Below are 25660 nucleotides of genomic sequence, written 5' to 3' on the forward strand. Positions count from 1 at the left end.
TCGATGAAATCATCAGCCGGGTTCAGCTGTCAATGTACGTGATCCCCCTATTTGCGGACCGATAGTTGTTGTTCAGGCAGGGAAAATGGCTGTGGCAAGCCCTAACATCCAGTAAATTCGGACTACGGCATGTAACTTGATGTAGCAGCTTTGTTGCTCGGGGCGCCGCCGGGTTTAACGCTTGCGTGGAAATGCGTTAGTTTTTGGCGACACTTATATGCAAAAAGGGCGGTGATCGCTCACCGCCCTTTTCAGGCTAAGCCCTCAAATGATGAATTATTTGAAGCTGTAGTTTGCGCCGACCTTGAAGTAGCGGCCGATGGCGCCGGAAGCGTCCATCGGGTTGAAGCTCATGCCGCCGTAGGTCAGCGGATCCAGCGGAGCGATCTTGTCCAGCACGTTGGCGACGGACGCGGTCAGCTGCAGGTTCTTGCTGAAGTTCCAGCGGGTCGACAGGTCCAGCGTGGTGAAGGACGCCAGTTTGCAGCCGTTAGGGGCCACGGTGCCGTCGGCAAACTTGGAAGCGCACACGTCGCCTTCAAACTTGATGTTCTTCATGCTGTCGCGGTAGTTCAGGTTGGACGCGAAGTTCCAGGCGCCGATGTCCCAGGAAGCGGACAGGGTGGCCTTGTTCTTCGGCGTGCCGGCGCAGTTCGAGGTGTCGCAGTTGCCGTGGGTGCCAGCGAACTGGTACTGCACGGTGTCGGACTCGGCGCGCAGCCAGGACGAGATGTGGGTCAGGTTCAGGCCGATGACGGCTTTGCCCCATGCGCCCAGGCGCAGGCGCTGTTTCACGTCCAGATCCACGCCGGTGACTTCGGTGTAGCTCGAGTTGCGGTAGGCGCCCGACACCACCAGCAGCGAGCCGGAGTTAGGGATGACCTGGCCGGCGGCGTTCTTCAGGTTGTTGTCGTTGCGCACGGCCGTTGGCGACTGCGCCGCTTCAGCGTAGGAGACCGGGTTGATCTCGTTGCTGCGCTTGATCTTGAACGCGTCCACGGCAATGCTGTTGCCTTCGAACGGATCCCAGACCATGCCCAGGGTGTAGCCCTTGGACTCTTCAGGCTGCAGGTTCGGGTTGCCGACCTTGATCGAGCTGACGGTGATCGAGCAGTCGGTCTGCGAAGCGCCGGCCGCCGGGGTGCCGCCCGGGCAACGGATAGGATCGCGCACAGGGGCGCTGCCCACTGCCTGGCTCAGCACGTTGGACTCGGCCGCGCTAGGTGCGCGGAAGCCTTCGGTGTAAGTGCCGCGGACAGCGAAGTTCTTGGCCGGGGTCCATTTCGCGCCCAGTTTCGGGGTGGTCGAGTTGAACTGGTCGTAGTGGTCGTAACGCAGGGCTGCGGTCAGTTCCACGGTCTTCAGCACCGGCGCCAGTACCTCGGCGTACACGGCCGACACGTTGTTCTTGCCGAACGCGGCGGTGTAGCTGGAGTTGATGGAGCCGTCCGAGGTGCCGGACAGGGACGGGTTGTTCAGCGTTTCGCGGCGGTGTTCGCCGCCGATGGCCAGACCCATCTTGCCGCCTGGCAGTGCCCACAGTTCGCGGCTAGCCTTGAAGTCGGCGATCACCAGCTTGGTGCTGGAGTCGGAGGTGGCGTTGGTCACCAGGGCTGCGTACAGCGAGGCCGGGTTCTTGTTCGCCTGCGCGCCGATGTAGTACGGGAACAGCTTGGAGCTTGGGTCGCCCAGGGCCGACTGCAGCGCCTTCATGTTGAGCATATTGCTCCAGTCCAGGTTCAGCTTGGACTGCGAGAAGGTGAAGCCGGTCTCATAGTCCCAGCCCTTGACGGTGCCTTTCAGGCCGGCCACGAAGCGGGTGAACTCGTTGGTGTTCTTGCGGGTGCTGGCGCCCACGTCGAAGGCCGAGTAGCGCACGCGCACTGGCACGCCGTACGGGTTCTGCGGGTGGTTGGCAGCCATCAGGATGGTGTTGCCGTAGTTGATCAGCTGGTTGGCGCCGCCGTTCTGGCCCGGGAACACCACGGTCGACGAGGTCGACGATGGGGTCAGGGTGAAGGCAGTGTCGCGCTCCGAGTAGCCGGCTTCAAAGAAGGCCTGGTGGTCGGCGTTGATCTGGAAGGTGCCGCGCGAGTACAGGTTGATCGATTCGATCTCTGGATTCATCGAGCGGAACTTGTCCTGGTGCCACAGGCAGCCGCCGTTTGGATCTTGCGGGGTGACGTTGGAGAACTGTGCGCAGCCCGGCAGCGACACGTACTGGCCGGTTTTCGGGTTCAGCAGGGCGCCGGTAGGCGATGGCGAGGAAGCGCCGTTGGTGATGTAGCCGCCAGCGTACTGGGTGCCCACGCCATAGCCCCAAGGGCGGATGTCGCCGTGGCCGATCCAGGCGCGGTTGCCGCGGTCGGAAGCCTGCAGGCCGTCGGTGTGGCTGTATTCGGCGTTGAAGACGATGTTGTACTTGTCGTCGTCCAGGTTGCCCTTGCCGGCGGTGACCGAGATCTTGTTCTGCTTGGCGTCCGAGTAGCGCGAAGCGCCGGTGTCGCCCTTGATCTGCAGGCCTTCGAAGTCCTTCTTCAGGATGATGTTGACCACGCCGGCGATGGCGTCGGCGCCGTACAGCGAGGAAGCGCCGTCTTTCAGCACTTCGATGCGCTCAACGATCTGCATCGGGATGGTGGACAGGTCGGTGAAGCTCTTCTGGCCGTCGTCGGCGCGCGCGAAAGGCGCCATGCGGCGGCCGTTCAGCAGTACCAGGGTGGAGGTCGCGCCCAGGCCGCGCAGGGAGATGCCGGTGGCGCCAGCGGCGAAGCCGGAACCGAAGCCGGTAGGCAGGGAGCCGGCGCCGTCGGCCGACAGAGTCTGCAGGTACTCGGCCACGGTGGCCTTGCCCGACTTCATCATGTCGTCGCTGGTCAGGACCTGGATAGGCGACGCGGTTTCCGCGGTCGCGCGTTTGATGCTCGAGCCCGTGATTTCCACGCGCTGGATGTTGGCGTCTTGTGCATAAGCCTGTTGGGCCATCAGGCCCGCCGCCACTACGCTGCCCGAGAAGATCAGGCGCACCGAGCGGGATAAAACCGTTTCCATCATCATTACAAACAACTCCCAAGAAAAGTATCGTTTGGGCGCAATAAGGCATAGCGCTGCTGGCGCCGCAGGGGAAGATCCCGGATGCGGCGTCGGCAGGAGGCTTGAATTAGTTGCACACCAACAATTCTCTCCAAAAATCACATATTGTTTTCGGAGAGGGTTCGCATCAAAGCACCGGCCACCAAGAATTGTCAATGAAAAGCACATTTTTCCGTGCGTAAAAACAACACACTCTTGCCGTGTTAATACGGATATGTTGCGTTGCGTTCATCTATGAAAGATAGTCATTTGTGCTGATCCGGTATTGCGTTGCAGCATATTTTTTTCTTGCGCGCTTTTCTGGGGTAAGGATGATGGTGGGGGAGCGGGTGCTCCTATAACCTTGGGATATACCTGCATGAAACCAGTCCATCGCTGGCGGGCCGCTTTGCTGCTGGGCCTTGCGCTCAGCTCGGCAGCAGCGTCATCGGCCGAGCCGGTGAAAGTGCTGCGCTACATCCTGCCTGCCGCGGAAACCAGTTTCGATCCCGCCGTGGCGCGCGACCTGACGTACACGATACGGCTGAAGCGCGGCCTGCTGTTCACCCCGGATCCGGCCTTCAAGGGCCGGCAGCGCGAGCTGACCATGGCAGACTACGTCTATTCCTGGAAGCGCCTGATCGACCGCGAGATCACCTATTTCTACTGGAATATGCGCGACCCGGTGCTGGGCGGCATCCGCCTGGAGAACGAGCGCATGATCTTCACCGACATTCTGAAGGCCGAGGTGCTGTGCAAGCTGCAGACCCGCAATTACCAGTGGATAGCCGACTACCCGGACGGCGATAATTTCATGCAGCTGTTCTACGGCCCCAACATCGGCCAGAACAACAACGGCTGCTACCAGGACGCGCAGTACGACGCCTGGTACGCCACCAGCAAGCGCCTGCCGGCCGGCGCCGGGCGCGACGCGCTGTACCACAAGATGGCGCGCCGCCTGGAAGCGACCGGCGGCGCCATGATGGGCTACGCGCGCTACCGGAATATGCTGGCCCAGCGCAGTGTGCTGGGCTATAAGAAACATCCCATCCTGCACCAGGAATGGGCGTATATCGATATTGAGAGGAAGTGATGCTTGCCTATATTCTGCGCCGCCTGTGGCAGATGCTGCCCACCATGCTGGGCGTGGTGCTGCTGGTGTTCGTGCTGTTCAACTGGGTGGGCGGCGATCCGGCCTATATTTTGGCGGGCAAGATGTCCAACGCCGAAAGCATCGCCAACATCCGGCGCCAGCTGGGCGTGGACCAGCCTTACTACGTCCAGCTCGGCATCTTCCTGAAGCAGATCGCCACCTTCGACTTCGGCCAGAGCTGGGCCACGGGCGAGTCCGTGTCCAACATCATCACCACGCGCCTGGGGCCGTCGCTGACGGTGCTGGTGCCGCTCACGCTGCTGGAAACGCTGATCGGCATTGCGCTGGCGCTGATCGTCGCCTTCGTGCGCGGCTCGCTGCTGGACCGCGCCGTGATGATAGCCTGCACCGTGGGCATGTCGATTTCCATCCTGGTCTACATCATCGTGTTCCAGTACGGCTTCGCCTACCAGATGGGCTTGTTCCCGGTGCAGGGCTGGGGCGAGAATTTCTGGGACAACCTGCTGCGCTATTCCACCTTGCCCATCCTGATCGGCCTGGCGGTCTCGATCGCGCCCACCTTGCGGCTGTACCGCAGCTTCGTGCTGGACGAAGCCAACCAGGATTATGTGCGCACCGCGCGCGCCAAGGGGCTGGGCGAGGCGCGCGTGATGTGGGTGCACGTGCTGCGCAACGCCGCCATCCCCATCATCACGCACGTCATGGCCAACCTGCCCGCGCTCTTGATCGGCGCCTTCCTGCTGGAGCGCTTCTTCGGCATTCCCGGCATCGGGCGCGAAGTGATCCTGGCGGTGGAGCGCAGCGACTTTCCCGTGATCAAAGCCATCACCGTGTACGTGGCCATCGCCACCATGGTGTTCAACCTGCTCACCGACCTGCTGTACCAGGCGGTCGACCCCCGCGTACAGTTGAAATAAGGAAGTACAGATGCAGAACACACACGCCGCGCCCGGATTGTGGGCGCTCGCCTGGCGCCGTTTGCGCGCCGACCGCGTGGCCATGGTGGCCCTGGCCATCGTCGGCGCCTTCATGCTGCTGCTGGTGCTCTCGGCCAGCGGCCTGATCGTCTCCGACTGGGAAGAAGAAGTCGGCATCAACTACGCCCCCCCCAGCTTCGCCGCCGGCCCAGCGGACGCCGGGCGGGTAGGGCGGGTTAGCCCTCCGGGCGTAACCCGCCAGGCTCCGCCACCGCCCAACGAATTCGACCCCCTGGCCGAAGACCTGCAAGCCCTGCAAGGCGCCCCCGCCCCCGAGGTCGACATGCACGGCGTCGCCGACCCCCTGGCCGACGACCTGAAAGCCCTGCGCGCCCAGCTCCCCGGCGCCGCCGGCCCGGCCGCCGAGCGCCTCCCCAGCCTGCCTTTCGGCGGCGACAAATGGGGCCACGACGTCATCAAGAAAACCATCAAAGGCGCGGAAACCTCCATCGTGGTCGGCCTGGTTGCAGCCTTGGTGGCGGTAGGCCTGGGCACGCTGTTCGGCGCCGTGTCCGGCTTCTACGGCGGCCTGGTGGACGACTTCTTCAACTGGTTCTACAGCATCTTCACCTCCATCCCGTCCATCCTGATGATCTTGACGGTGGCCGCCGTGCTGCAGCAAAAGGGCGTGATGACCATCGTGCTCATCCTCGGCCTGACCGGCTGGACCGGCCCCTACCGTTTGATACGCGCCGAATACATCAAGCACAAGGCGCGCGAATACGTGATGGCGGCCGACGCCATCGGCGCCTCCAGCTGGCGCAAGATGTTCTCGCACATCTTCCCCAATGTCAGCCACGTGGCGCTGGTGCAGATGTCCATCCTGGTGGTGGGCTTCATCAAGGCCGAAGTCATTCTCAGCTTCCTCGGCTTCGGCGTGCCGGTGGGCGTGGTCAGCTGGGGCTCCATGCTGAACGAGGCGCAGAACGAGCTCATCCTCGGAAAATGGTGGCAGCTGACGGCGGCCGCCACCGCGATGGCGCTGCTGGTCACCGCCTTTTCCCTGTTCACCGACGCGCTGCGCGACGCCCTCGATCCGAAAGTGAAGTAAATGGACAGTATCGATCACAACCTGCTCGAAGTGCGCGATCTGCGCGTGCGCTTCCGCATCGACAAGAAAAACACCTTCGAGGCCGTGAAAGGCATCAGCTTCGCCGTGCCGCGCAACAGCACCGTGGCGCTGGTGGGCGAATCGGGCAGCGGCAAATCGGTCAGCTCGCTGGCGGTGATGGGCCTGCTGCCGGCCGACACCACCCTGATCGACCCGGCCAGCAGCATCCTGTTCCAGGGCCGGGACGTGCTGCGCCTGAGCACCGCCGAGCGGCGCCGCATGTGCGGCAAGGACATCTCCATGATCTTCCAGGAACCGATGTCCTCGCTGAACCCGGTGTTCACGGTGGGCTACCAGATCGGCGAAGTGCTGCGCCAGCACATGGGCATGAACAAGAAGGAGGCGCGGGCGCGCACGCTGGCGCTGCTCGACGAGGTCGGCATTCCCGACCCGGCACGCAAGATCGACGCCTATCCCAGCCAGATGTCCGGCGGCCAGCAGCAGCGCGTGATGATCGCCATGGCGATTGCCTGCGAGCCGCAACTGCTGATCGCCGACGAGCCCACCACGGCGCTGGACGTCACCATCCAGAAACAGATCATGGAGCTGATCGCCAGCCTGCAGAAGAAGCGCCAGATGTCAGTGCTGTTCATCACGCACGACCTGGGCCTGGTGGGCGAAATCGCGGACCATGTGATCGTCATGCGGCACGGCGAGGTGCGCGAAACCGGCCCCACGCGCCAGATCTTCGGCGACCCGCAGGACAGCTACACCCGCGCGCTGCTGCATTGCCGCCCGTCGCTGGACGCGCGCCCGTGGCGCCTGCCCGTCATTAACGACTATATGGAAGGCAAGGCCGGCGCCGGCATCGAACTGCGCCAGCGCGCGCGCGGCACCGCGCCGGACGACGAGCACGTGCTGGTGGTGGACAAGCTCAGCAAGAGCTTCCTCCTGCGCGAGGGCCTGTTCGGCAAGCGCGAGTTCAAGGCGGTCAAGGACGTGTCGTTCAAGCTGCCGCGCGGTAAAACCCTGGGCGTGGTGGGCGAGTCCGGCTCCGGCAAGACCACGGTCGGCCTGACCCTGCTGCGCCTGCACCAGGCCACCGGCGGCACCGCCATGTTCGAGGGCAAGGACCTGATCTCCATGCCGGCCAGCGAGTACATGGCCTACAAGCGCCGCATCCAGATCATTTTCCAGAATCCCTACGCCTCGCTGAACCCGCGCTTCACCGTGGGCCAGATCCTGCTCGAGCCCATGCGGCTGCACAATATCGGCGCCAACGAGCGCGAACGTGTGGAAAACGCGTACCAGCTATTGGAAAAAGTGGGTTTGCCCGCACTTGCCTTCCATCGCTACCCGCACGAGTTTTCCGGCGGCCAGCGGCAGCGCATCGCCATTGCGCGCTGCCTGACCATGAAGCCGGAAATCCTTGTCTGCGACGAGTCGGTGTCGGCGCTGGACGTGTCGGTGCAGGCGCAGGTGCTCAATCTGCTGCAGGATTTGCAGGACGAGTTCGGCTTGTCCTATATCTTCATCTCGCACGATTTGTCGGTGGTGAAATACATTTCAGACCAGGTGATGGTGATGAACCAGGGCGAGGTGGTGGAGCTGGCGGATTCGGACGAGCTGTACCGCAATCCGCGCCACCCTTACACCAAAGCGCTGCTTGGAGCGATCCCGCGTCACGATTTCGGCTAATTCGGATAAGATAGCGTCACCATGGCCAACTTACTCTCATTGCTGCAGGAATACGGTGTCTTCATCGTGTTCGCGGTCGTCCTGATCGAACAGATGGGCCTGCCCATACCTGCGTTCCCCTTGCTGATCGTGTCGGGCGCGCTTGCCGCCAACGGCGAACTGCATTGGGCCGGTGTGCTGGCGGCCGCCTTGCTGGCCTGCTCTGTGAGCGACTTTTTCTGGTTCCGCGCCGGGCGCCGCTACGGCAAGCGCATCCTGAAGCTGCTGTGCCGCATCTCGCTGTCGCCGGACTACTGCGTCAGCCAGACCGAGGACAACTTCCGCCGCTGGGGGCCGAAATCGCTGCTGGTGGCCAAATTCATTCCCGGTTTTAACACCATCGCGCCGCCCATGTCGGGCGCCATGGGCACCTCGTATCCGCGCTTCCTCGGCTTCAGCGTGCCCGGTGGGCTGATCTGGTCCGGCACCGGCATCGCCATCGGCGCCTATTTCCACCAGAGCATAGACGACGTGCTGGACATCCTGTCCACCATGGGCGGCACCGCGCTGAGCGTGCTGGGCGTGCTGCTGGCGCTGTTCATCCTGTACAAATATGTGGAGCGCAAGCGCTTCCAGCAAGCCGTGCAGATGGAACGCATCACCGTGGACGAGCTGCGCCAGCTGCTGGTGGACGGCCATGCCCCCGTGATGGTGGACGCGCGCAGCGTGACGGCGCAGATGCTGGAACCGGCCGTGCCGGGCGCGCTGCTGGCCAACGGCGATCCGCTGGCCGTCATCGCGTCGCTGCCGAAAGACCGCCACATTATTGTGTATTGCAGCTGCCCCAACGACGTGACCGCCGCCCATATGGCCAAGCTCATGCATGCGCGCGGCTACAGCTATGCGCGGCCGCTGCACGGCGGCCTGGACGCCTGGAACTCCGCATTCGCCCACGAATTGCGCCGTCCGCGCGACGAGGAGGGGACGGCGGTGACCGCTTCCCACGGCTAGGCCGGCGTACTTGCCGCCCATGGAAAACCCCGGCTGCGGCCGGGGTTTTTTACTTTTGCGGGGTAGTCATACTACGTTGAAAATCTGGCAGGACGTCAGTTTTTTACCTCATTGAATTTGAGAATGTACTAAAACTACAAAGAATGCTTGCGCCTGCGCCGGGATTTCCATTAAGCTAAGGCCTCAACGATTCTTATTGCCATCATGACTGCCCAGCCCACTTCCCCTCAAAATTCCGGCTTCCCAGGCGGCCCGCGTTTGCTGGCGGACGTCGGCGGCACCAATGCGCGCTTTGCGCTGGAAGTGGCTCCCGGTAGCATTCAACAGATCAATGTGCTGGCCTGCGCGGACTACCCCTCGCTGGCGGACGCGCTGCGCGCCTACCTGGCGCTGCCCGGCGTGAAGGCGGTGGCGGGCGCGGGCATCGTGCACGGCGCCATCGCCATCGCCAATCCGGTGACGGGCGACTTCGTGCGCATGACCAACCATCACTGGGAATTCTCCATCGAGGCGCTGCGCGCCGCGTGCGGCTTCGAGGTGCTGGTGGTGGTCAACGACTTTACGGCCCTGGCCAGCTCGCTGCCTTTCCTGTCGGACGAACAGAAGCGCCAGGTGGGCGGCGGCACGGCGCAAGCCGGCGCACCGCTGGGCCTGATCGGCGCCGGCACCGGCCTGGGCGTTTCCGGCCTGATACCGAGCAAATGCGCCGGCAAGGACGGCGGCTGGACCGCGCTGCTGAGCGAAGGCGGCCATGTGAGCTTCTCGCCCGCCAACCCGACCGAGGTCGCCATCCTGCAATATGCATGGACGGAATTCGAGCACGTGTCGGCCGAGCGCTTCATGTCCGGCGTGGGCATCGAACTGATCTACCGCGCGCTTTGCGCCCATCGCGGCGTGGCGCGGGAAGACATCGCCGTGCCGGAAATCGTGCGCCGCGCGCTCGACGGCGAGAGTGCGCTGTGCGACGAAGTGGTGGAAACCTTCTGCTGCATGCTGGGCACGGTGGCCGGCAACCTGGGCGTGACGCTGGGCGCGCAGGGCGGCATCTATATAGGCGGCGGCATCGTGCCGCGCCTGGGCGCGCGCTTCGACCGTTCCGGTTTCCGCGCCCGCTACGAGCAGAAGGGCCGCTTCGCCCAGTACCTGGGCCGCATCCCGACTTTCGTCATCACCGCTGAATACCCGGCTTTCGTTGGTGTTTCTGCAATCTTGAGCGATCGACTTGCCTCGGCGTAATTCTTGTTACGGCTGTCTGGACAATTTATCCCTTTCGTAGTTTTATCAGGTACAATTGCCGCAGTTGGACCTGACACCTCCATCCCCATCGGTACTGCCCCTGCCCAGCGCGCAAAGGCCCGGGCACATCTTGCATTTATTGCAAACACAAGATAGCTATGAATACAGTTGAGGCGAAAAGAGTCCTCGAAACCGCTTTGCTATGCGCGCATGAGCCTTTGTCCATGCACAGCCTCAAGAAGCTGTTTGTGGAGCTCGATGAGCAGGGCAGGCCGCGCAACGAGGGCCTGGGCGCCGATACGATCAAGGAAATACTGGAAGAACTGAAGCTGGACTGGGATGGCCGCGGCGTCGAGGTGGTGAACCTGGCCAGCGGCTGGCGTTTCCAGAGCCGGCCGGAAATGAAGCTGTACCTGGACCGGCTAAGCCCGGAAAAGCCGCAGAAATACTCGCGCGCAACGCTGGAAACACTGGCCATTATTGCCTACCGCCAGCCGGTGACGCGCGGCGACATCGAGGAGATTCGCGGCGTGGCCGTGAATTCGCAGACGATCAAAATGCTGGAAGACCGTGGCTGGGTGGACGTGCTCGGCTACCGCGACGTGCTGGGACGGCCCGCCCTGCTGGGCACCACCAAGCACTTTTTGGATGATTTGGGACTCAGTTCGCTGTCCCAGCTGCCACCGTTGCAGCAAATCAGCGATATGCGAGGTGGCGCGCCCGACATGGAAGCGCTGGAAGCAGCCCTGCAGGAGAACTTTGACAAAGCGGCGCAACACGCCGCGTCGCCCATCAATGAGGCACCGGCTCACGCCCTTGCGCCAGAAACGACGGTTGACGCTGAGCACAACCAAGAAATGAACAATGAACAACACTGATACCCAAGAGACTGCCGGCGCACCCGCCGCCGACCTGGCTGCCAAGCCGAAGCGCCGTACCAAGGCGCAGATTGAAGCCGACAAGGGCGAGGCGCATGCGCCGAGCGCGCTGGCCGCGGGCGAAGCACCCAAGCCCAAGCGCAAGGCCAAGGCCGATGCCGCTCCTGCCGCCGATGCTGGCGATGCTGGCGATGCGGCGGCCGCCGCGCCCGTGAAGAAGCCGCGCGCCAAGCCTGCCCAGGCTGCCGATGCCGCCGCCGCGCCTGCCGCCGCTGGCGAATCCGCCGCCGCCGAGGGCGCGCCGGCCAAAGCGCCGCGCGCCAAAAAGCCGAAGGCCGATGCAGCCGCTCCTGCCGCCGAATCCGGCGACGCGCCAGCCGCTGCGGGCAATGGCGACAGCAAATCCGAACGCCGCCCGCGCGGCCCGCGCCAGATGCGCGAACTGCGCGCCGTGCGCGAACTCACCCGTCCAGCGCCAGTGGCGGCTCCCGTCGCCGAGGGCGCGGAAGGTGCGCCGGCCGCGGTTGTGGCCGCTGGCGCCGAAGGCGAGGGCGCAGCCCCGGCCGGTCCGCGCCATGAGCGCGGTCCGCGCAACGAAGGCCGCAACAAGAACAAGAAAAAGGGCAAGCAGCGTCCAGGCGCCCAAGGGCAGGGCGGCCACGCGGGCGGCAAGCTGAGCGATGCGGACGCCGCATTCGCCTATGCCACCTCCGACGCCTTCGACAGCGAAGAAGCCGGCAAGGGCCGCCAGCCGGCCAAGGCCGTGCGCCGCGACCTGACCGCCGAAGACGACGCGCCCAAGCTGCACAAGGTATTGGCCGAAGCCGGCCTGGGTTCGCGCCGCGACATGGAAGACCTGATCGTTGCCGGCCGCGTGTCGGTGAACGGCGAGCCTGCCCACATCGGCCAGCGCATCCTGCCGACCGACGCCGTGCGCATCAACGGCAAGCTGATCCACCGCAAGGTGAGCAAGAAGCCGCCGCGCGTGCTGGTGTACCACAAGCCTGCCGGCGAAATCGTGTCGCACGACGATCCGGACGGCCGTCCATCGGTGTTCGACCGCCTGCCGACCATGAAGGCCGGCAAATGGCTGGCCATCGGCCGCCTGGACTTCAACACCGAAGGCCTGCTGCTGTTCACCACCTCCGGCGATCTGGCCAACCGCCTGATGCACCCGCGCTACAACATCGACCGTGAATACGCGGTGCGCACGCTGGGCACGCTGGAAGAAGGCATGCGCCAGAAGCTGCTGGCCGGCGTGGAGCTGGAAGACGGCCTGGCCAACTTCTCCAAGATCGCGGACGGCGGCGGCGAAGGCATCAACCGCTGGTACCGCGTGGTCATCAGCGAAGGCCGCAACCGCGAGGTGCGCCGCATGTTCGAGGCCATCGGCCTGACCGTGTCGCGCCTGATCCGTACCCGCTACGGCGCCATGACCTTGCCTAGCGACCTGAAGCGCGGCCGCTGGGACGAGATGGAGGAAAACACCGTGCGCGACCTGATGGCCGCGTATGGCGTGGAGAAAAAACAGCCGGGCGACCAGCCGGCCCAGGGCGGCCAGAAGCGCGCCCAGGGCGGCCCGCAAGGCGGCCGTGGTCCGCAGGGGCAAGGCCAGGGCGGCCAGCGCGGCAACCAGAAGCCGCGCCGCGACCGCGACGAGCACGATGACGGCGAGCCGAACGGCAACCGCATGGACGTGAGCAATAAGAACGCCGACCCCTTCCCGCAAGCACCACGCGGCCAGGGCCGTGGCCAGGGCGCCTACTTCGGCGCAGGCCAGGGCGGCGGCCAGGCTGGCGGTTATGGCCGTCCAGGCGGCGGTTCGGGCCGTCCAGGCGGCTCCGGCCGTCCGGGCGGCGGTGGCGGGCAGGGCGGCCTTGGCCGTGGCCAGGGTGCTGCCGGCGCCGGCGGCGCAGGCAAGGCGCCGAAAGGTCCGCGCCAGCCGGACCCGCTGCAAACCACTTTCGGCTTCGGCAATGCCGGCGGCCAGCGCCGCGGCAACCAGCAGCCGCGTGGCGGCGCGTCCGACCACGGCATGCCGCGCCGCCGCAAGGGCTAATCCGAATCCTGGGGTCGGACCCGATGGGGCTGGCCCCCGCGGTTTCCCGGCCTCCAGGCCAGGTTTTTGCGTAGTTTTGATTGTTGTTTGCGTGTCCACTGTGGTATGTGGCATTGCAGCGAAGTCAATTGGCGGTTATAATGACCAGCCTAGGAAAAGTGATTCGCTGGTTTTAATGCCGAGAGTGCTTTCATCTGGCTGGGTAGTACAAGAAGATGGGCAATAGCCCATTTTTTTTTTGGTGAACCGTTTTTAGCGGAGAAATTTTTTGCAACTGCCGGAATTAATTGAAAAGACCGTCGCCGGTCTGGGCTATGAGCTGGTTGATGTCGAACGGGCCGAGCGCGGACTGCTGCGCGTCTATATCGATTTCAGCGCGGCGGATGCGGCCGAAAAAGGCCCGATCACGGTTGAGGACTGCGCCACGGTCAGCCATCAGCTGAGCCATGTGCTGACGGTCGAAAACGTCAACTACGAGCGGCTGGAAATCTCCTCGCCCGGCCTGGACAGGCCGCTGCGCAAACTGGAAGATTTCACCCGCTTCGCTGGTTGCGAAGCCATCGTCAAGCTGAAAGTCGCCATGCCGGGCACCTCCAACCGCAAGTCCTTCGAGGGCGTGCTGCAGGAGCCGCAGGGCGATCAGCTGGCATTGGAATTTGAAGGTAAAGATGGTCCGGCGCTGTTGGAGTTTACGCTCGCCGATATGGATAAGGCACGCTTGGTGCCGCAGGTGGATTTTAAGGGACGCAAAGCATGAGTCGCGAAGTTTTGTTATTGGTGGACGCGCTGGCGCGTGAAAAGAACGTCGACAAGGACGTGGTCTTTGGTGCGCTGGAATTTGCGCTGGCGCAAGCTACGAAGAAGCGCTACGAAGGCGAGGTCGACATCCGCGTTTCGATCGACCGCGATTCGGGCGAGTTCGAATCCTTCCGCCGCTGGCACGTGGTGCCCGACGAAGCGGGCCTGCAGCTGCCTGACCAGGAAGTGCTGCTGTTTGAAGCAAAAGAACAAATCGCCGACATCGAAGTGGACGACCACATCGAAGAGCCGATCGAATCCGTGGAATTCGGGCGCCGTTTCGCCCAGGACACCAAACAGGTGGTCCTGCAGCGCGTGCGCGATGCCGAGCGCGAACAGATCCTGGCCGACTTCCTGGAGCGCGGCGACTCGCTCGTGACCGGCACCATCAAGCGCATGGAACGCGGCGATGCAATCGTCGAGTCCGGCAAGATCGAAGCGCGCCTGCCGCGCGACCAGATGATCCCCAAGGAAAATCTGCGTATCGGCGACCGCGTGCGTGCCTTCATCCTGCGCGTGGACCGCAATATGCGCGGCCCGCAGGTGATCCTGTCGCGCACCGCGCCGGACTTCATCATGAAGCTGTTCGAACTGGAAGTGCCGGAAATCGAACAAGGCATGCTGGAAATTAAATCCGCAGCCCGCGACGCCGGCGTGCGCGCCAAGATCGCCGTCTACACGGCCGACAAGCGCATCGACCCGATCGGCACCTGCGTCGGCATGCGCGGTTCGCGCGTGCAGGCTGTTACCGGCGAGCTGGGCGGCGAACGCGTGGACATCGTGCTGTGGTCGGAAGATCCGGCCCAGTTCGTGATCGGCGCGCTGGCCCCGGCCAATGTGTCGTCCATCATGGTCGATGAAGAGAAGCACGCCATGGACGTCGTGGTCGACGAAGAAAACCTGGCCATCGCCATCGGCCGCTCGGGCCAGAACGTGCGCCTGGCCGCCGATCTGACCGGCTGGAAGATCAACATCATGACGGCCGAGGAATCGGCCGACAAGGCAGCCCAGGAAACCGCCGCGATCCGCGCGCTGTTCATGGAAAAACTGGACGTCGACCAGGAAGTGGCCGACATCCTGGTGGAAGAGGGCTTTGCCAGCCTGGAAGAAATTGCTTACGTGCCGATCTCCGAAATGCTGGAAATCGACGCGTTCGACGAAGATACCGTCAATGAATTGCGGACCCGCGCACGCGATGCGCTGGTGACCGAGGCGATCGCCTCGGAAGAAGGTCTGGAAGGCATGGACGAGGCATTGGTCGGTCTGGAAGGCATGGACCGCATCACCGCCGGCAAGCTGGGTCTGGCTGGTATCAAGACCGTAGAAGCTTTTGCCGCACTGGCTTACGACGAATTTGGCGCCATCCTGGCCCTGTCCGCCGACCGTGCCCGTGCACTGATTGCAAGTGAATTTGAAGATGTGACCGACGATGAGATGAAGTTGGTTGACTCGAAGTACGACGACCGCGCCAAGGCCCTGCAAGCCAAAGCCTGGTCGGCGGCCGAATCCGCAAAGGCATAATTTGAGTATCTTTATCATCTCCGCGACACATAGAAAAGAGGACTGAATGGCGAGTAACAACGTAGCCCAATTTGCCACCGAACTGAAGATGCCTGCAGATTTGCTGCTGACGCAGCTGCGTTCTGCTGGCGTCGAAAAGAGTTCGACGTCAGATCCATTGTCGAAAGATGATAAGGATAAGTTGCTGGAACACCTGCGCCGCACCCACGGCGCAGCTGCGGACACCGAAAAGAAAAAGATCACGCTGACCCGCAAGGAAACCACCGAGATCAAGCAGGCTGACGCCACCGGCAAATCGCGCACCATCCAGGTGGCGGTGAAGAAAGTACGCACCTTCGTCCAGCGCGACGAGCCGGTGCCTGCCGCCGCGCCTGCCGCGCCGGTGGTGGACGCCGCCGAAGTGGCGCGCCGCGAGGAAGACGCACGCAAACAGGCCGAGCTGATCGCACGCCAGGAAGCGGAACTGCGCGAGAAGCAGGAACGCCTGGCCAAGCTGGAATCGGAAAAGGAAGCCCAGGCGCAAGCCGCCGCTGCCGCCGAAGCCGAAGCGAAGAAAGCCGCCGACGCGGAAGCCAAGAAAGCCGCCGCCGCCGCCAAGGCCGCCGCCGACAAGCCAGCCGCCGCAGCCGCGCCGGTGGTAGTCGACGCCGCCGCCGAAGCGAAGAAGGCCGCTGCCGCTGAAGAAGCGAAGAAAGCCGCCGAACTGGCCAACAAGGAAGCCGCCGAACGCGCTGCCGCGACCGAGCGCGCACGCAAGGCCGTGGCCGACGAAGTGGCCCAGATCAAAGCCATGATGAACGCGCCGCGCCGCGCCATCAAAGCGCCCGAGCCTACTCCGGCTCCGGTGCCGGTCAAGGCCAAGGCCGCCGAAGGCACGCTGCACAAGCCTGCCGACAAGAAGCCGGCCACCGACAAGCCGGGCGATAAAAAGCCTGCCGTCGGCGACAAGAAATCCATCAAGTCGGCCAATGTGTCGTCGACCTGGCAGGACGACGCCAAGAAGCGCGGCGCCCCTGGCGGTGGCGCAGGCAAAGGCCGTGGCGGCAACACCGGTTCGGCCGGTGGCCGTGACGGCTGGCGCAGCGGTGGCCGTGGCGGCCGCCGTGGCGGTTCGCATGCGGACGACCGCGAGACCAATTTCCAGGCCCCGACCGAAGCCATCGTCAAAGATGTGCACGTGCCGGAGACCATCACCGTGGCCGAACTGGCGCACAAGATGTCCGTCAAGGCGTCCGAGGTCATCAAGCAGCTGATGAAGCTGGGCCAGATGTGCACCATCAACCAGGTGCTGGATCAGGAAACCGCGATGATCCTGGTGGAAGAGATGGGCCACAAAGCCCACCCCGCCGCCGAGGACGATCCGGAAGCGCTGCTGGCGGACCAGGGTGAGCACGCTCACTTCGAGTCCACCTCGCGCGCTCCTGTCGTTACCGTCATGGGTCACGTCGACCACGGCAAGACCTCGCTGCTGGATTACATCCGCCGCGCCAAAGTGGCGTCCGGCGAAGCCGGCGGCATTACGCAGCATATCGGCGCATACCACGTCGACACGCCGCGCGGCACCATCACCTTCCTGGATACCCCGGGCCACGAAGCCTTTACGGCCATGCGTGCCCGCGGCGCCAAGGCAACCGACATCGTGATCCTGGTGGTGGCTGCGGACGACGGCGTGATGCCGCAAACGAAAGAGGCGATTGCCCACGCAAAAGCTGCAGGCGTACCGCTGGTGGTGGCGATCAACAAGATCGACAAACCGGGCGGCAACCTGGAGCGCGTGACGCAGGAACTGATCTCCGAACAAGTGGTGCCGGAAGAATACGGCGGCGATTCGCCGTTCGTGCCGGTATCGGCCAAGACCGGCCAGGGCATCGACGACCTGCTGGAGCAAGTGCTGCTGCAAGCCGAAGTGCTGGAACTGAAAGCACCGGTCGACGCGCCAGCGCGCGGCCTGGTGGTGGAAGCCCGCCTGGACAAGGGCAAGGGCCCTGTGGCCACCATCCTGGTCCAGTCCGGTACGCTGAAGCGCGGCGACGTCGTGCTGGCGGGCTCCTCGTATGGCCGCGTGCGCGCCATGCTGGACGAGAACGGCAAAGCCGTGTCGGAAGCCGGTCCTTCGATCCCGGTCGAAATCCAGGGTCTGACCGAAGTGCCGGCCGCCGGTGAAGAAGTCATGGTCATGGCTGACGAGCGTAAAGCCCGTGAGATCGGCCTGTTCCGTCAAGGTAAGTTCCGCGACGTGAAGCTGGCCAAGCAGCAAGCGGCCAAGCTGGAGAACATGTTCGAACAGATGGCCGAAGGCGAAGTGAAGAATCTGCCGCTGATCGTCAAGACCGACGTGCAGGGTTCGCAGGAAGCGCTGGTTTCCTCGCTGCAGAAGCTGTCGACCTCCGAAGTGCGCGTACAGGTTGTGCACGCGGCGGTGGGCGGCATCACGGAATCGGACGTCAACCTGGCGGTGGCCTCGAAAGCGGTCATCATCGGCTTCAACGCCCGTGCCGATGCACAGGCGCGCAAGCTGGCCGAGTCGAACGGCGTGGACATCCGCTACTACAACATCATCTACGACGCGATCGAAGAGGTGAAGGCAGCGCTGTCCGGCATGCTGGCGCCAGAGCGCCGCGAGCAGATCACCGGCCAGGTCGAAGTACGCCAGGTCATCCTGGTTTCCAAGGTCGGCGCGATTGCGGGCTGCCTGGTTACCGACGGTGTGGTCAAGCGTTCCTCGTCCGTCCGCCTGCTGCGCAACAACATCGTGCTGTGGACCGGCGAGATCGACTCCCTCAAGCGCTTCAAGGACGACGCGAAAGAAGTCCGCGCCGGTCTGGAATGCGGCTTGTCGCTGAAGAACTACAACGAAATCCAGGTTGGCGACACCCTGGAAGTGTTCGAAGTGCAGGAAATCGCCCGTACGCTGTAATAGCGGTCGGCGCACTGGCGGGTCAGTGAAACCGGGGCGTGCCCCCGGTTTTATTGACCCGCCAATTTTTTTTAGGTAACACATCATGGCAAAACATAGCAAAACCATCCCCGCGCGCGGCTTGCGCGTCGCCGACCAGATCCAGAAGGATTTGTCGGTGCTGATCGCCTACGAGCTGAAAGACCCGCGCGTCGGCATGATTACGCTGTCCGAAGTCCAGCTCACGCCGGACTACGCGCACGCCAAGATCTACTTCACCATGCTGAAGGACGATCCGGAAACCGTGAAGAACACGCTGGCCGGCCTGAACGCGGCCTCCGGCTACCTGCGCAATATGCTGGGCAAGCGCCTGCACATCCACACGCTGCCGTCGCTGCACTTCCACCACGACATGTCGGCCTCGCGCGGCATGGAGCTGTCGGCGCTGATCGACCAGGCCAATTCGACCCGCTCGCTGGACGACGAGGGCGACGCCGCCCCCAAGGCTGAAGGCGAAGACCAAGCCGAATGAATCAGCAAAAAGTAAAACGCGTGCGCGACATCGTCGATGGCGTGCTGCTGCTGGACAAGCCGGTCGGCCTGTCCTCCAACGACGCGCTGATCAAGACCAAGCGCATGCTGAACGCGAAGAAGGCGGGCCACACCGGCACGCTGGACCCCTTCGCCACCGGCCTGCTGCCGCTGTGCTTTGGCGAAGCCACCAAGTTCTCGCAGGACTTGCTGGAAGCCGACAAGACCTATCTGACCACCGTGCACCTGGGGCAGCGCTCGGACACCGGCGACACCGAAGGCCAGATCATCGAAACGCGCGACGTGAACGTCACGCGCGATCAGATCGAAGCCGTGCTGGCGCGGTTCCGCGGCCCCATCGAGCAGGTGCCGCCCATGTACTCGGCGCTCAAGCGCGACGGCAAGCCGCTGTACGAGTACGCGCGCGCCGGCATTACGCTGGAGCGCGAAGCGCGCCCGGTCACTATCCACAAGCTGGAATTCGTCAGCTACGAAGCACCGTTTTTGAAGCTGGAAGTCAAGTGCAGCAAGGGTACGTATATCCGCGTGCTGGGCGAAGACATCGGCGCGGCGCTGGGCTGCGGCGCGCACCTGAACGCGCTGCGCCGCATCCAGGTCGGCGAGCTGACGATGGACAATATCGTTACGCTGGAAGAGGTGGCCGCCCATGCCACGCCGCTGGAACTGCTGGCGCCGGTCGATGCGCTGCTGTCGTCCTTCCCGCCGGTGCAGCTGACCGATGAGTTGGCCAAACGCTTCCTCAACGGCCAGCGCCTGCCGCTGGGCAAAGAGCCGGCCGTGGCCGTGCCCAAGCTGGAGCAGGTACCTGGCCGCGTGCGCGTCTACCATGGCGACAAGCTGCTCGGCACCGCCCAGTTGGGCGAGTTCGACATCCTGGCGCCCGAGCGCCTGATCTCCGTCGCAGGCGCCGCTTAAAAGCGCTTCCCGAAGCCGACGAACACGCCGCCCGGCATGGCGCGCAGGACGAAGGGGCCTTTCCGCTGCGCCAGGTAGCCGCTGGCCGCGCCCACTGCGGCGCCGGCCAGCACGTCGGTCTGCCAGTGCGAGCGCGTCTTCACGCGCGACACCATTTCATACACCGGCAGCGCCGCCATCAGCCACACGGCGGGATGGTCGTCTTTATATTCGAGGATGAAGGGCGTGACCAGCGCCGCCGCCGTCGTCACATGGCCGCTGGGGAAGCTCTTGCCGCCCGCGTGCCAGCGGTTGGGGTCGTCCGTTTCACTGGGCCGCAGGCGGCCGGTGGCCCGCTTCAGCACCTCGGTAGCGGCATTGCCGACCACGAAGGCCTCGCTGCTGGCCCAGACCGTCCGCCAGCAGGGTGGCCGAGAGGATGAGATTGCGCGCGCTGGCCATACCGCCTCCGATGTCTGATCATTCGGCAAGCATAGTAGGGCGGAGATTAGTTCGGTGTTAACGCGCTCAGCAATATGCGCGGAGTTTGATCCGGCTCAAGTTCCGTGTAAAAAGAGGTGCACAGCAAAGGATTTTTATTGCGGTGCGGTACGTGCTATAATAGTGGGTTCCAGTGATCGCATTCGCATTCACTCCGCAGTTTTTCTGTAAATACAACGACTATGTCTACTACTAAACGCGCAATTCGCAATATCGCCATCATCGCCCACGTTGACCACGGCAAAACCACCCTCGTGGACCAGCTGCTCAAGCAGTCTGGCACCTTCCGTGAAAACCAAGCGGTCGACACCCGCGTGATGGACTCGAACGACCTCGAAAAAGAGCGCGGCATCACGATTCTGTCGAAGAACTGCGCCGTTGAGTACGAAGGCACCCACATCAACATCGTCGACACCCCAGGCCACGCCGACTTCGGCGGCGAAGTGGAGCGTGTTCTGTCGATGGTGGACTCGGTTCTGCTGCTGGTCGATGCCCAGGAAGGCCCGATGCCACAGACCCGTTTCGTGACCCGCAAGGCGCTGGCCCTGGGCCTGAAGCCTATCGTGGTGGTCAACAAGGTCGACCGTCCGGGCGCGCGCGCCGACTGGGCGATCAACCAGACTTTCGAACTGTTCGACAAGCTGGGCGCTACCGATGAGCAGCTGGACTTCCCTATCGTTTACGCTTCGGGCCTGAACGGCTACGCCGGCCTGACCGAAGACGTGCGCTCGGGCGACATGAAGCCGCTGTTCGACGCCATCCTGGAACACGTGCCAGTGCGCGACGACAATCCGGACGGTCCGCTGCAGATGCAAATCACCTCGCTGGACTACTCGTCCTACGTGGGCAAGATCGGCATTGGCCGTATCAACCGCGGCCGCGTTAAAACCGGCCAGGACGTTGTGGTTGTGAACGGCCCAGGCGCCACCCCGATCAAAGGCCGCATCAACCAGGTGCTGAACTTCAAGGGCCTGGAGCGCGTGCTGGTAGACGACGCTGTTGCCGGCGACATCGTGCTGATCAACGGTATCGAAGAAATCGGCATCGGTTCGACCGTGTGCGCACCGGACACCCCGGACCCGCTGCCAATGCTGACCGTGGACGAGCCTACCCTGACCATGAACTTCATGGTCAACAACTCGCCGCTGGCCGGCCGCGAAGGCAAGTTCGTGACCTCGCGCCAGCTGCGCGACCGTCTGGACAAAGAACTGAAAGCCAACGTTGCCCTGCGCGTTGCGCCAACCGAAGACGACACCACCTTCGAAGTATCGGGCCGTGGCGAGCTGCACCTGACCATCCTGATCGAAAACATGCGCCGTGAAGGCTTCGAGCTGGCCGTTTCCCGTCCACGCGTGGTGTTCAAAATGGTCGATGGCGTGCGCCACGAGCCGTACGAGCAGCTGTCGGTTGACGTTGAAGAAGCCAACCAGGGCGGCGTGATGGAAGAACTGGGCCGCCGCCGTGGCGACCTGCAGAACATGGAATCCGACGGCAAAGGCCGTGTGCGCCTGGAATACCGTATTCCTGCGCGTGGCCTGATCGGCTTCCAGGGCGAATTCATGACCCTGACCCGCGGCACCGGCCTGATGAGCCACGTGTTCGACGCCTACGCTCCGGTCGACAACGGCAAGGGCGAACTGGGCGGCCGCCGCAACGGCGTGCTGATCTCGCAGGACGACGGCGCCGCCGTTGCCTACGCCATCTGGAAACTGCAGGATCGCGGCCGCATGTTCGTGGTCCACAACGACCCAGTGTACGAAGGCATGATCATCGGTATCCACTCGCGCGACAACGATCTGGTGGTTAACCCGATCAAGGGCAAGCAGCTGACCAACGTGCGTTCGTCGGGTACCGACGAAGCCGTGCGCCTGGTGCCGCCTATCCAGATGTCGCTGGAATACGCAGTGGAATTCATCGACGACGACGAACTGGTGGAAATCACCCCGAAATCGATCCGTCTGCGCAAGCGCTTCCTGAAAGAGCACGAGCGTAAGAAGGCTTCCCGCGAAGCGTAATCGCTGAGCCTGGAATGAAAGCCGCCGCACCCGCAAGGGGCGGCGGCTTTTGTCATTTTGCGGCGCACCATAGCATCGCCGGTTTCTTGTCTATTTTTTATTGCTGGTATACTGAATCCCTGTCCGGAAGTCGTAGGTGCAGTGCACAACCGTAAAGGGAGCTCAGCGTGAACGATAGAAGCAATGTATTCCAGCCGGCATGGCCCGGCAGTCCCTTCGACCTCGCCCGCCAGGCCGGCGAATACTGGATCGACGCCTGGCAGCGCTCGGTGCTGTTCATGGACGTGCTGCGCCAGCGCGGCGACGACCATGCCGAGAGCGTGGCGCAGGCAGCGCCCCATGTGCTGAACTTCGAATTCGACGTGGTGATGGATGGCCGCGACCTGGATCGCCCCGTCAACTACGGCCTGCTGCGCATCACCCCGCCGGATGGCGTGGAGGTGGACGCGGCGCGGCGTCCCTTCATCGTGTTCGACCCGCGCGCCGGGCATGGCCCCGGCATAGGCGGCATGAAGCACGACAGCGAAATCGGCGTGGTGCTGCGCGCCGGCCATCCCTGTTATTTCGTCGGCTTCCTGCCGCAGCCGGTGCGCGGCCAGACCATAGAGGACGTGTGCCGCGCCGAGGCGCGCTTTATCGCCAAGGTGGCCGAGCTGCATCCGGACGCGGACGGCAAGCCCGCGCTGATCGGCAATTGCCAGGCCGGCTGGCAGATCATGATGACCGCAGCCCTCAACCCGGACCTGCCGGGACCGCTGGTGCTGGCCGGCGCGCCGCTGTCCTACTGGAATGGCGTGCACGGCAAGAACCCCTTGCGCTACCTGGGCGGCCTGCTGGGCGGCACCTGGCTGACCGCGCTGTCCGGCGACCTGGGCAACGGCATCTTCGACGGCGCCAACCTCGTCAGCAACTTCGAGAGCATGAACCCGGCCAACACCTGGTGGAAGAAGGAATACCGGGTGTACGCGCAGGTGGACACCGAGGCGCAGCGCTTCCTGGAATTCGAAAAGTGGTGGGGCAACCCGGTGCTGCTGAACGCGCCCGAGATGCAGTACATCGCCGACAATCTCTTCGTCGGCAACCGCCTCAGCTCCGGCTCCATCCATGACTCCACCGGCCGCCGCATCGACCTGCGCAACGTGAAGTCGCCCATCGTGGTGTTCTGCTCCTGGGGCGACGACATCACGCCGCCGCACCAGGCGCTGGGCTGGGTGCTGGACATGTACCAGGACGACGAGGCGCTGGCGATGAGCGGCCAGACCATCATCTACGCCATGCACGAGACCATAGGCCACCTCGGCATCTTCGTGTCGGCCACGGTGGCCAACAAGGAGCACGAGGAATTCACCTCCGCCATGGACCTGATCGACGTGCTGCCGCCCGGCCTGTACGAGGCGGTGTTCCTCGAAAAAACGCCGGACACCTTGAACGCCGCGCTGGCCACCGGCAACTACGTGATGCGCTTCGAGCGCCGCTTCCTGGACGACCTGCGCGCGCTGGGCGGCAACGACGCCGAGGACGAGCGCCGCTTCGCCGCCGTGGCGCGGGTGTCGGACGTGAACGTGGGCCTGTACCGCACCTTCGTGCGCCCGCTGCTGTCGGCCGTCGTCAATGACCAGAGCGCCGAAGCGCTGCGCCAGATGCATCCCTATCGGCTGCGCTACCGCGTGTACTCCAGCAAGAACCCCTTCCTGCACGGCATAGCCGGGCTGGCGGACAAGGTGCGCGCCGAGCGCAAGCCGGCCGCGCCGAACAATATCTTCAGCGCCATGCAGGAGGCGTTCTCGCGCCAGATCGCGGCCACGCTGGACCAGTACCGCGACGTGCGCGACAGCGCCGTGGAGCGCTACTTCCTGAACCTGTACGGCTCACCGGTGCTGCAGGCGCTGGTGGGCCTGCGCGCGGACGACCAGCGCGTGCGCCAGCTGGGCCGCGACATTGCGCGCGAAACCGTGGTGGCGTCGGCGCGCGCCAAGCTGGTGGAAACCGCTGCCATCGGCGGCAAGGTGGAGGCCATTGTGCGCGCGCTGCTGTATATATTCCGCGCGCCGGAGCTGCGTGCCGCCGACGAGCGGGCTTACGCCACGCTGCGCGAGCTGCGCGCGCACAGCCACGCGGGCCAGCTGATGTCGCTGACGCGCTTCAAGGAAGTGGTGCAGCAGCAGGCGCAGATCCTGTCCTGGGACGAGGCGGCCGGCTTCACCGCGCTGCCGGCTTTGCTGCCGGACGACGCCGATGAAAAGGCGGACGCGCTCAACGTGGTACGCCAGGTGGCCGGAGCGGCCGGCGCCCTGTCCGGCGAAGCGGCCGAGCGCATGGAACGCGTGGCCATGGCGTTCGGCGCACCGGCCGCAGCGGCGTTGAATGTGGCGGCGGCGGTGGCGGCCAATCCGCCCGGCATCGGGCTGGATGGCCAGGCCGCAGGCAAGGAGAAGGCATGAGCCCTGCGGCGGCCGAGAGCCGCCAGCATGTGCATTACGACCGCCTGATCGCCGCCGCGCAAGCGGTGGAAGCGCCGGTGGTGGCGGTGGCGCATGCCTGCGACCGCAACGCGCTGGAGAGCGCGCTGGACGCGGCGCGCTTGGGTCTGATGACCCCCATCCTGGTGGGACCGGAGGCGCGCATCCGCGCCGCCGCCGCCGAGGCGGGCCTGGACATATCGAGCCTGGCCATCGTTCCCACGGAGCACAGCCATGCGTCGGCGCAGCGCGCCGTGCAGCTGGTGCGCGAGGGCCATGCAGCGGCGCTGATGAAGGGCAGCCTGCACACTGACGAGCTGATGGCGGCCGTCGTGCAGGCCGAGGGCGGCTTGCGTACTTCGCGCCGCCTGAGCCATTGCTTTGTGATGGACGTGCCGGGCTTCCCGGAGCCGCTGATCGTCACCGACGCCGCCGTCAATATCGCGCCCACGCTGGCGGACAAGGTCGACATCGTGCAGAACGCCATCGACCTGGCGCACATCCTGGCTTTCGACGAGGTGCGCGTGGCCATCCTGTCGGCTGTGGAGACGGTGAATCCGAAAATTCCATCCACCATAGAAGCGGCGGCGCTGTGCAAGATGGCCGACAGGGGCCAGATCACCGGCGCGCTGCTGGACGGTCCGCTGGCGCTGGACAATGCGGTGAGTATGGAGGCGGCCGAGGTCAAGCAGCTCAAGTCGCCGGTGGCCGGGCGCGCCAACGTGCTGCTGGTGCCGGACCTGGAAACCGGCAATGTGCTGGCCAAGAGCCTGACCTTCATGGCGGGCGCGGATGCGGCCGGCATAGTGCTGGGCGCGCGCGTGCCGGTCATACTGACCAGCCGCGCCGACTCGGTGCAGGCGCGCCTGGCCTCGTGCGCCGTGGCCGCGCTGATCGCGCACAGCAAGCTGGCCGGCGCCAGGCTGCTGGGGAGCTAGGCCGTGGCGGC

At 64.2% G+C, this 25660-nt stretch carries 18 protein-coding genes; 16 read left to right on the forward strand and 2 right to left on the reverse strand.

The genetic code is table 11. The annotated features are described in order from the left end of the window. Nucleotides 1-276: 276 nt before the first annotated feature. Nucleotides 277-3057 carry a TonB-dependent receptor gene (locus tag KT882_RS08115; RefSeq protein ID WP_228895245.1) on the reverse strand — a complete coding sequence of 927 codons (2781 nt, stop codon included), beginning with the start codon at nucleotides 3055-3057 and terminating at the stop codon, nucleotides 277-279. Between the two features lie 394 nt (nucleotides 3058-3451). Between KT882_RS08115 and KT882_RS08120 the strand changes: the two genes are divergently transcribed. From KT882_RS08120 to truB, 13 genes are all read left to right on the forward strand, one after another. Continuing rightward, nucleotides 3452-4165: a periplasmic substrate-binding domain-containing protein gene (locus KT882_RS08120; RefSeq protein WP_161073294.1), complete on the forward strand. Its 714-nt coding sequence runs from the start codon at nucleotides 3452-3454 to the stop codon at nucleotides 4163-4165. Continuing rightward, on the forward strand, nucleotides 4165-5103 hold the full coding sequence (locus KT882_RS08125; protein ID WP_161073293.1) for an ABC transporter permease: 939 nt from the start codon (nucleotides 4165-4167) through the stop codon (nucleotides 5101-5103). Before KT882_RS08120 ends, KT882_RS08125 begins: the two co-directional genes overlap by 1 nt. Nucleotides 5104-5113: 10 nt before the next feature. Further along, nucleotides 5114-6214: an ABC transporter permease gene (locus KT882_RS08130; RefSeq protein ID WP_228895247.1), complete on the forward strand. Its 1101-nt coding sequence runs from the start codon at nucleotides 5114-5116 to the stop codon at nucleotides 6212-6214. Next, a complete protein-coding gene (locus tag KT882_RS08135) occupies nucleotides 6215-7912 on the forward strand; it encodes an ABC transporter ATP-binding protein (RefSeq protein ID WP_228895249.1) in 1698 nt (565 codons plus the stop codon). It abuts the gene before it with no gap. Nucleotides 7913-7933: 21 nt separating this feature from the next. Next, the gene (locus KT882_RS08140; protein ID WP_161073290.1) at nucleotides 7934-8902 is read left to right on the forward strand and encodes a VTT domain-containing protein; all 969 of its coding nucleotides are present in this window, start codon (nucleotides 7934-7936) and stop codon (nucleotides 8900-8902) included. Nucleotides 8903-9106: 204 nt separating this feature from the next. Beyond that, nucleotides 9107-10138, forward strand: a complete 1032-nt coding sequence (locus KT882_RS08145; protein WP_228895251.1) for a glucokinase — start codon at nucleotides 9107-9109, stop codon at nucleotides 10136-10138. 158 nt (nucleotides 10139-10296) lie between these two features. Continuing rightward, entirely contained in the window at nucleotides 10297-11016 is a 720-nt protein-coding gene (gene scpB / locus KT882_RS08150; protein ID WP_228895253.1) for an SMC-Scp complex subunit ScpB, read from the forward strand. Beyond that, entirely contained in the window at nucleotides 11003-13075 is a 2073-nt protein-coding gene (locus KT882_RS08155; protein ID WP_228895254.1) for a pseudouridine synthase, read from the forward strand. Before scpB ends, KT882_RS08155 begins: the two co-directional genes overlap by 14 nt. 268 nt (nucleotides 13076-13343) lie before the next feature. Beyond that, nucleotides 13344-13832, forward strand: a complete 489-nt coding sequence (gene rimP, locus KT882_RS08160; RefSeq protein ID WP_056399542.1) for a ribosome maturation factor RimP — start codon at nucleotides 13344-13346, stop codon at nucleotides 13830-13832. Next, nucleotides 13829-15394: a transcription termination factor NusA gene (nusA, locus tag KT882_RS08165; protein ID WP_161073286.1), complete on the forward strand. Its 1566-nt coding sequence runs from the start codon at nucleotides 13829-13831 to the stop codon at nucleotides 15392-15394. The genes rimP and nusA overlap by 4 nt, the downstream gene beginning before the upstream one ends. A gap of 46 nt (nucleotides 15395-15440) precedes the next feature. After that, complete coding sequence (gene infB, locus KT882_RS08170) at nucleotides 15441-18311, forward strand: translation initiation factor IF-2 (RefSeq protein ID WP_228895256.1); 2871 nt, start codon at nucleotides 15441-15443, stop codon at nucleotides 18309-18311. A gap of 85 nt (nucleotides 18312-18396) precedes the next feature. Next, the gene (gene rbfA, locus KT882_RS08175; RefSeq protein WP_161073284.1) at nucleotides 18397-18822 is read left to right on the forward strand and encodes a 30S ribosome-binding factor RbfA; all 426 of its coding nucleotides are present in this window, start codon (nucleotides 18397-18399) and stop codon (nucleotides 18820-18822) included. Further along, a complete protein-coding gene (truB, locus tag KT882_RS08180; RefSeq protein ID WP_161073283.1) occupies nucleotides 18819-19757 on the forward strand; it encodes a tRNA pseudouridine(55) synthase TruB in 939 nt (312 codons plus the stop codon). The genes rbfA and truB overlap by 4 nt, the downstream gene beginning before the upstream one ends. Here truB and KT882_RS08185 read toward each other — a convergent pair. Beyond that, nucleotides 19754-20125 carry a phosphatase PAP2 family protein gene (locus KT882_RS08185; RefSeq protein ID WP_161073282.1) on the reverse strand — a complete coding sequence of 124 codons (372 nt, stop codon included), beginning with the start codon at nucleotides 20123-20125 and terminating at the stop codon, nucleotides 19754-19756. The genes truB and KT882_RS08185 overlap by 4 nt on opposite strands. Nucleotides 20126-20419: 294 nt before the next feature. On the opposite strand from KT882_RS08185, the gene typA reads away from it, so the two are divergent. The 3 genes from typA (at nucleotide 20420) to KT882_RS08200 (ending at nucleotide 25649) form a co-directional block, all read left to right on the forward strand. Further along, nucleotides 20420-22252: a translational GTPase TypA gene (typA, locus tag KT882_RS08190; protein ID WP_161073281.1), complete on the forward strand. Its 1833-nt coding sequence runs from the start codon at nucleotides 20420-20422 to the stop codon at nucleotides 22250-22252. A gap of 167 nt (nucleotides 22253-22419) precedes the next feature. After that, entirely contained in the window at nucleotides 22420-24693 is a 2274-nt protein-coding gene (locus tag KT882_RS08195; protein WP_228895259.1) for a DUF3141 domain-containing protein, read from the forward strand. Next, a complete protein-coding gene (locus KT882_RS08200; protein ID WP_161073280.1) occupies nucleotides 24690-25649 on the forward strand; it encodes a phosphate acetyltransferase in 960 nt (319 codons plus the stop codon). Before KT882_RS08195 ends, KT882_RS08200 begins: the two co-directional genes overlap by 4 nt. The last annotated feature ends 11 nt before the right edge of the window (nucleotides 25650-25660 follow it).

Source organism: Pseudoduganella aquatica, assembly GCF_020865585.1.
Taxonomy (GTDB): Bacteria; Pseudomonadota; Gammaproteobacteria; order Burkholderiales; family Burkholderiaceae_D; genus Rugamonas; species Rugamonas aquatica_A.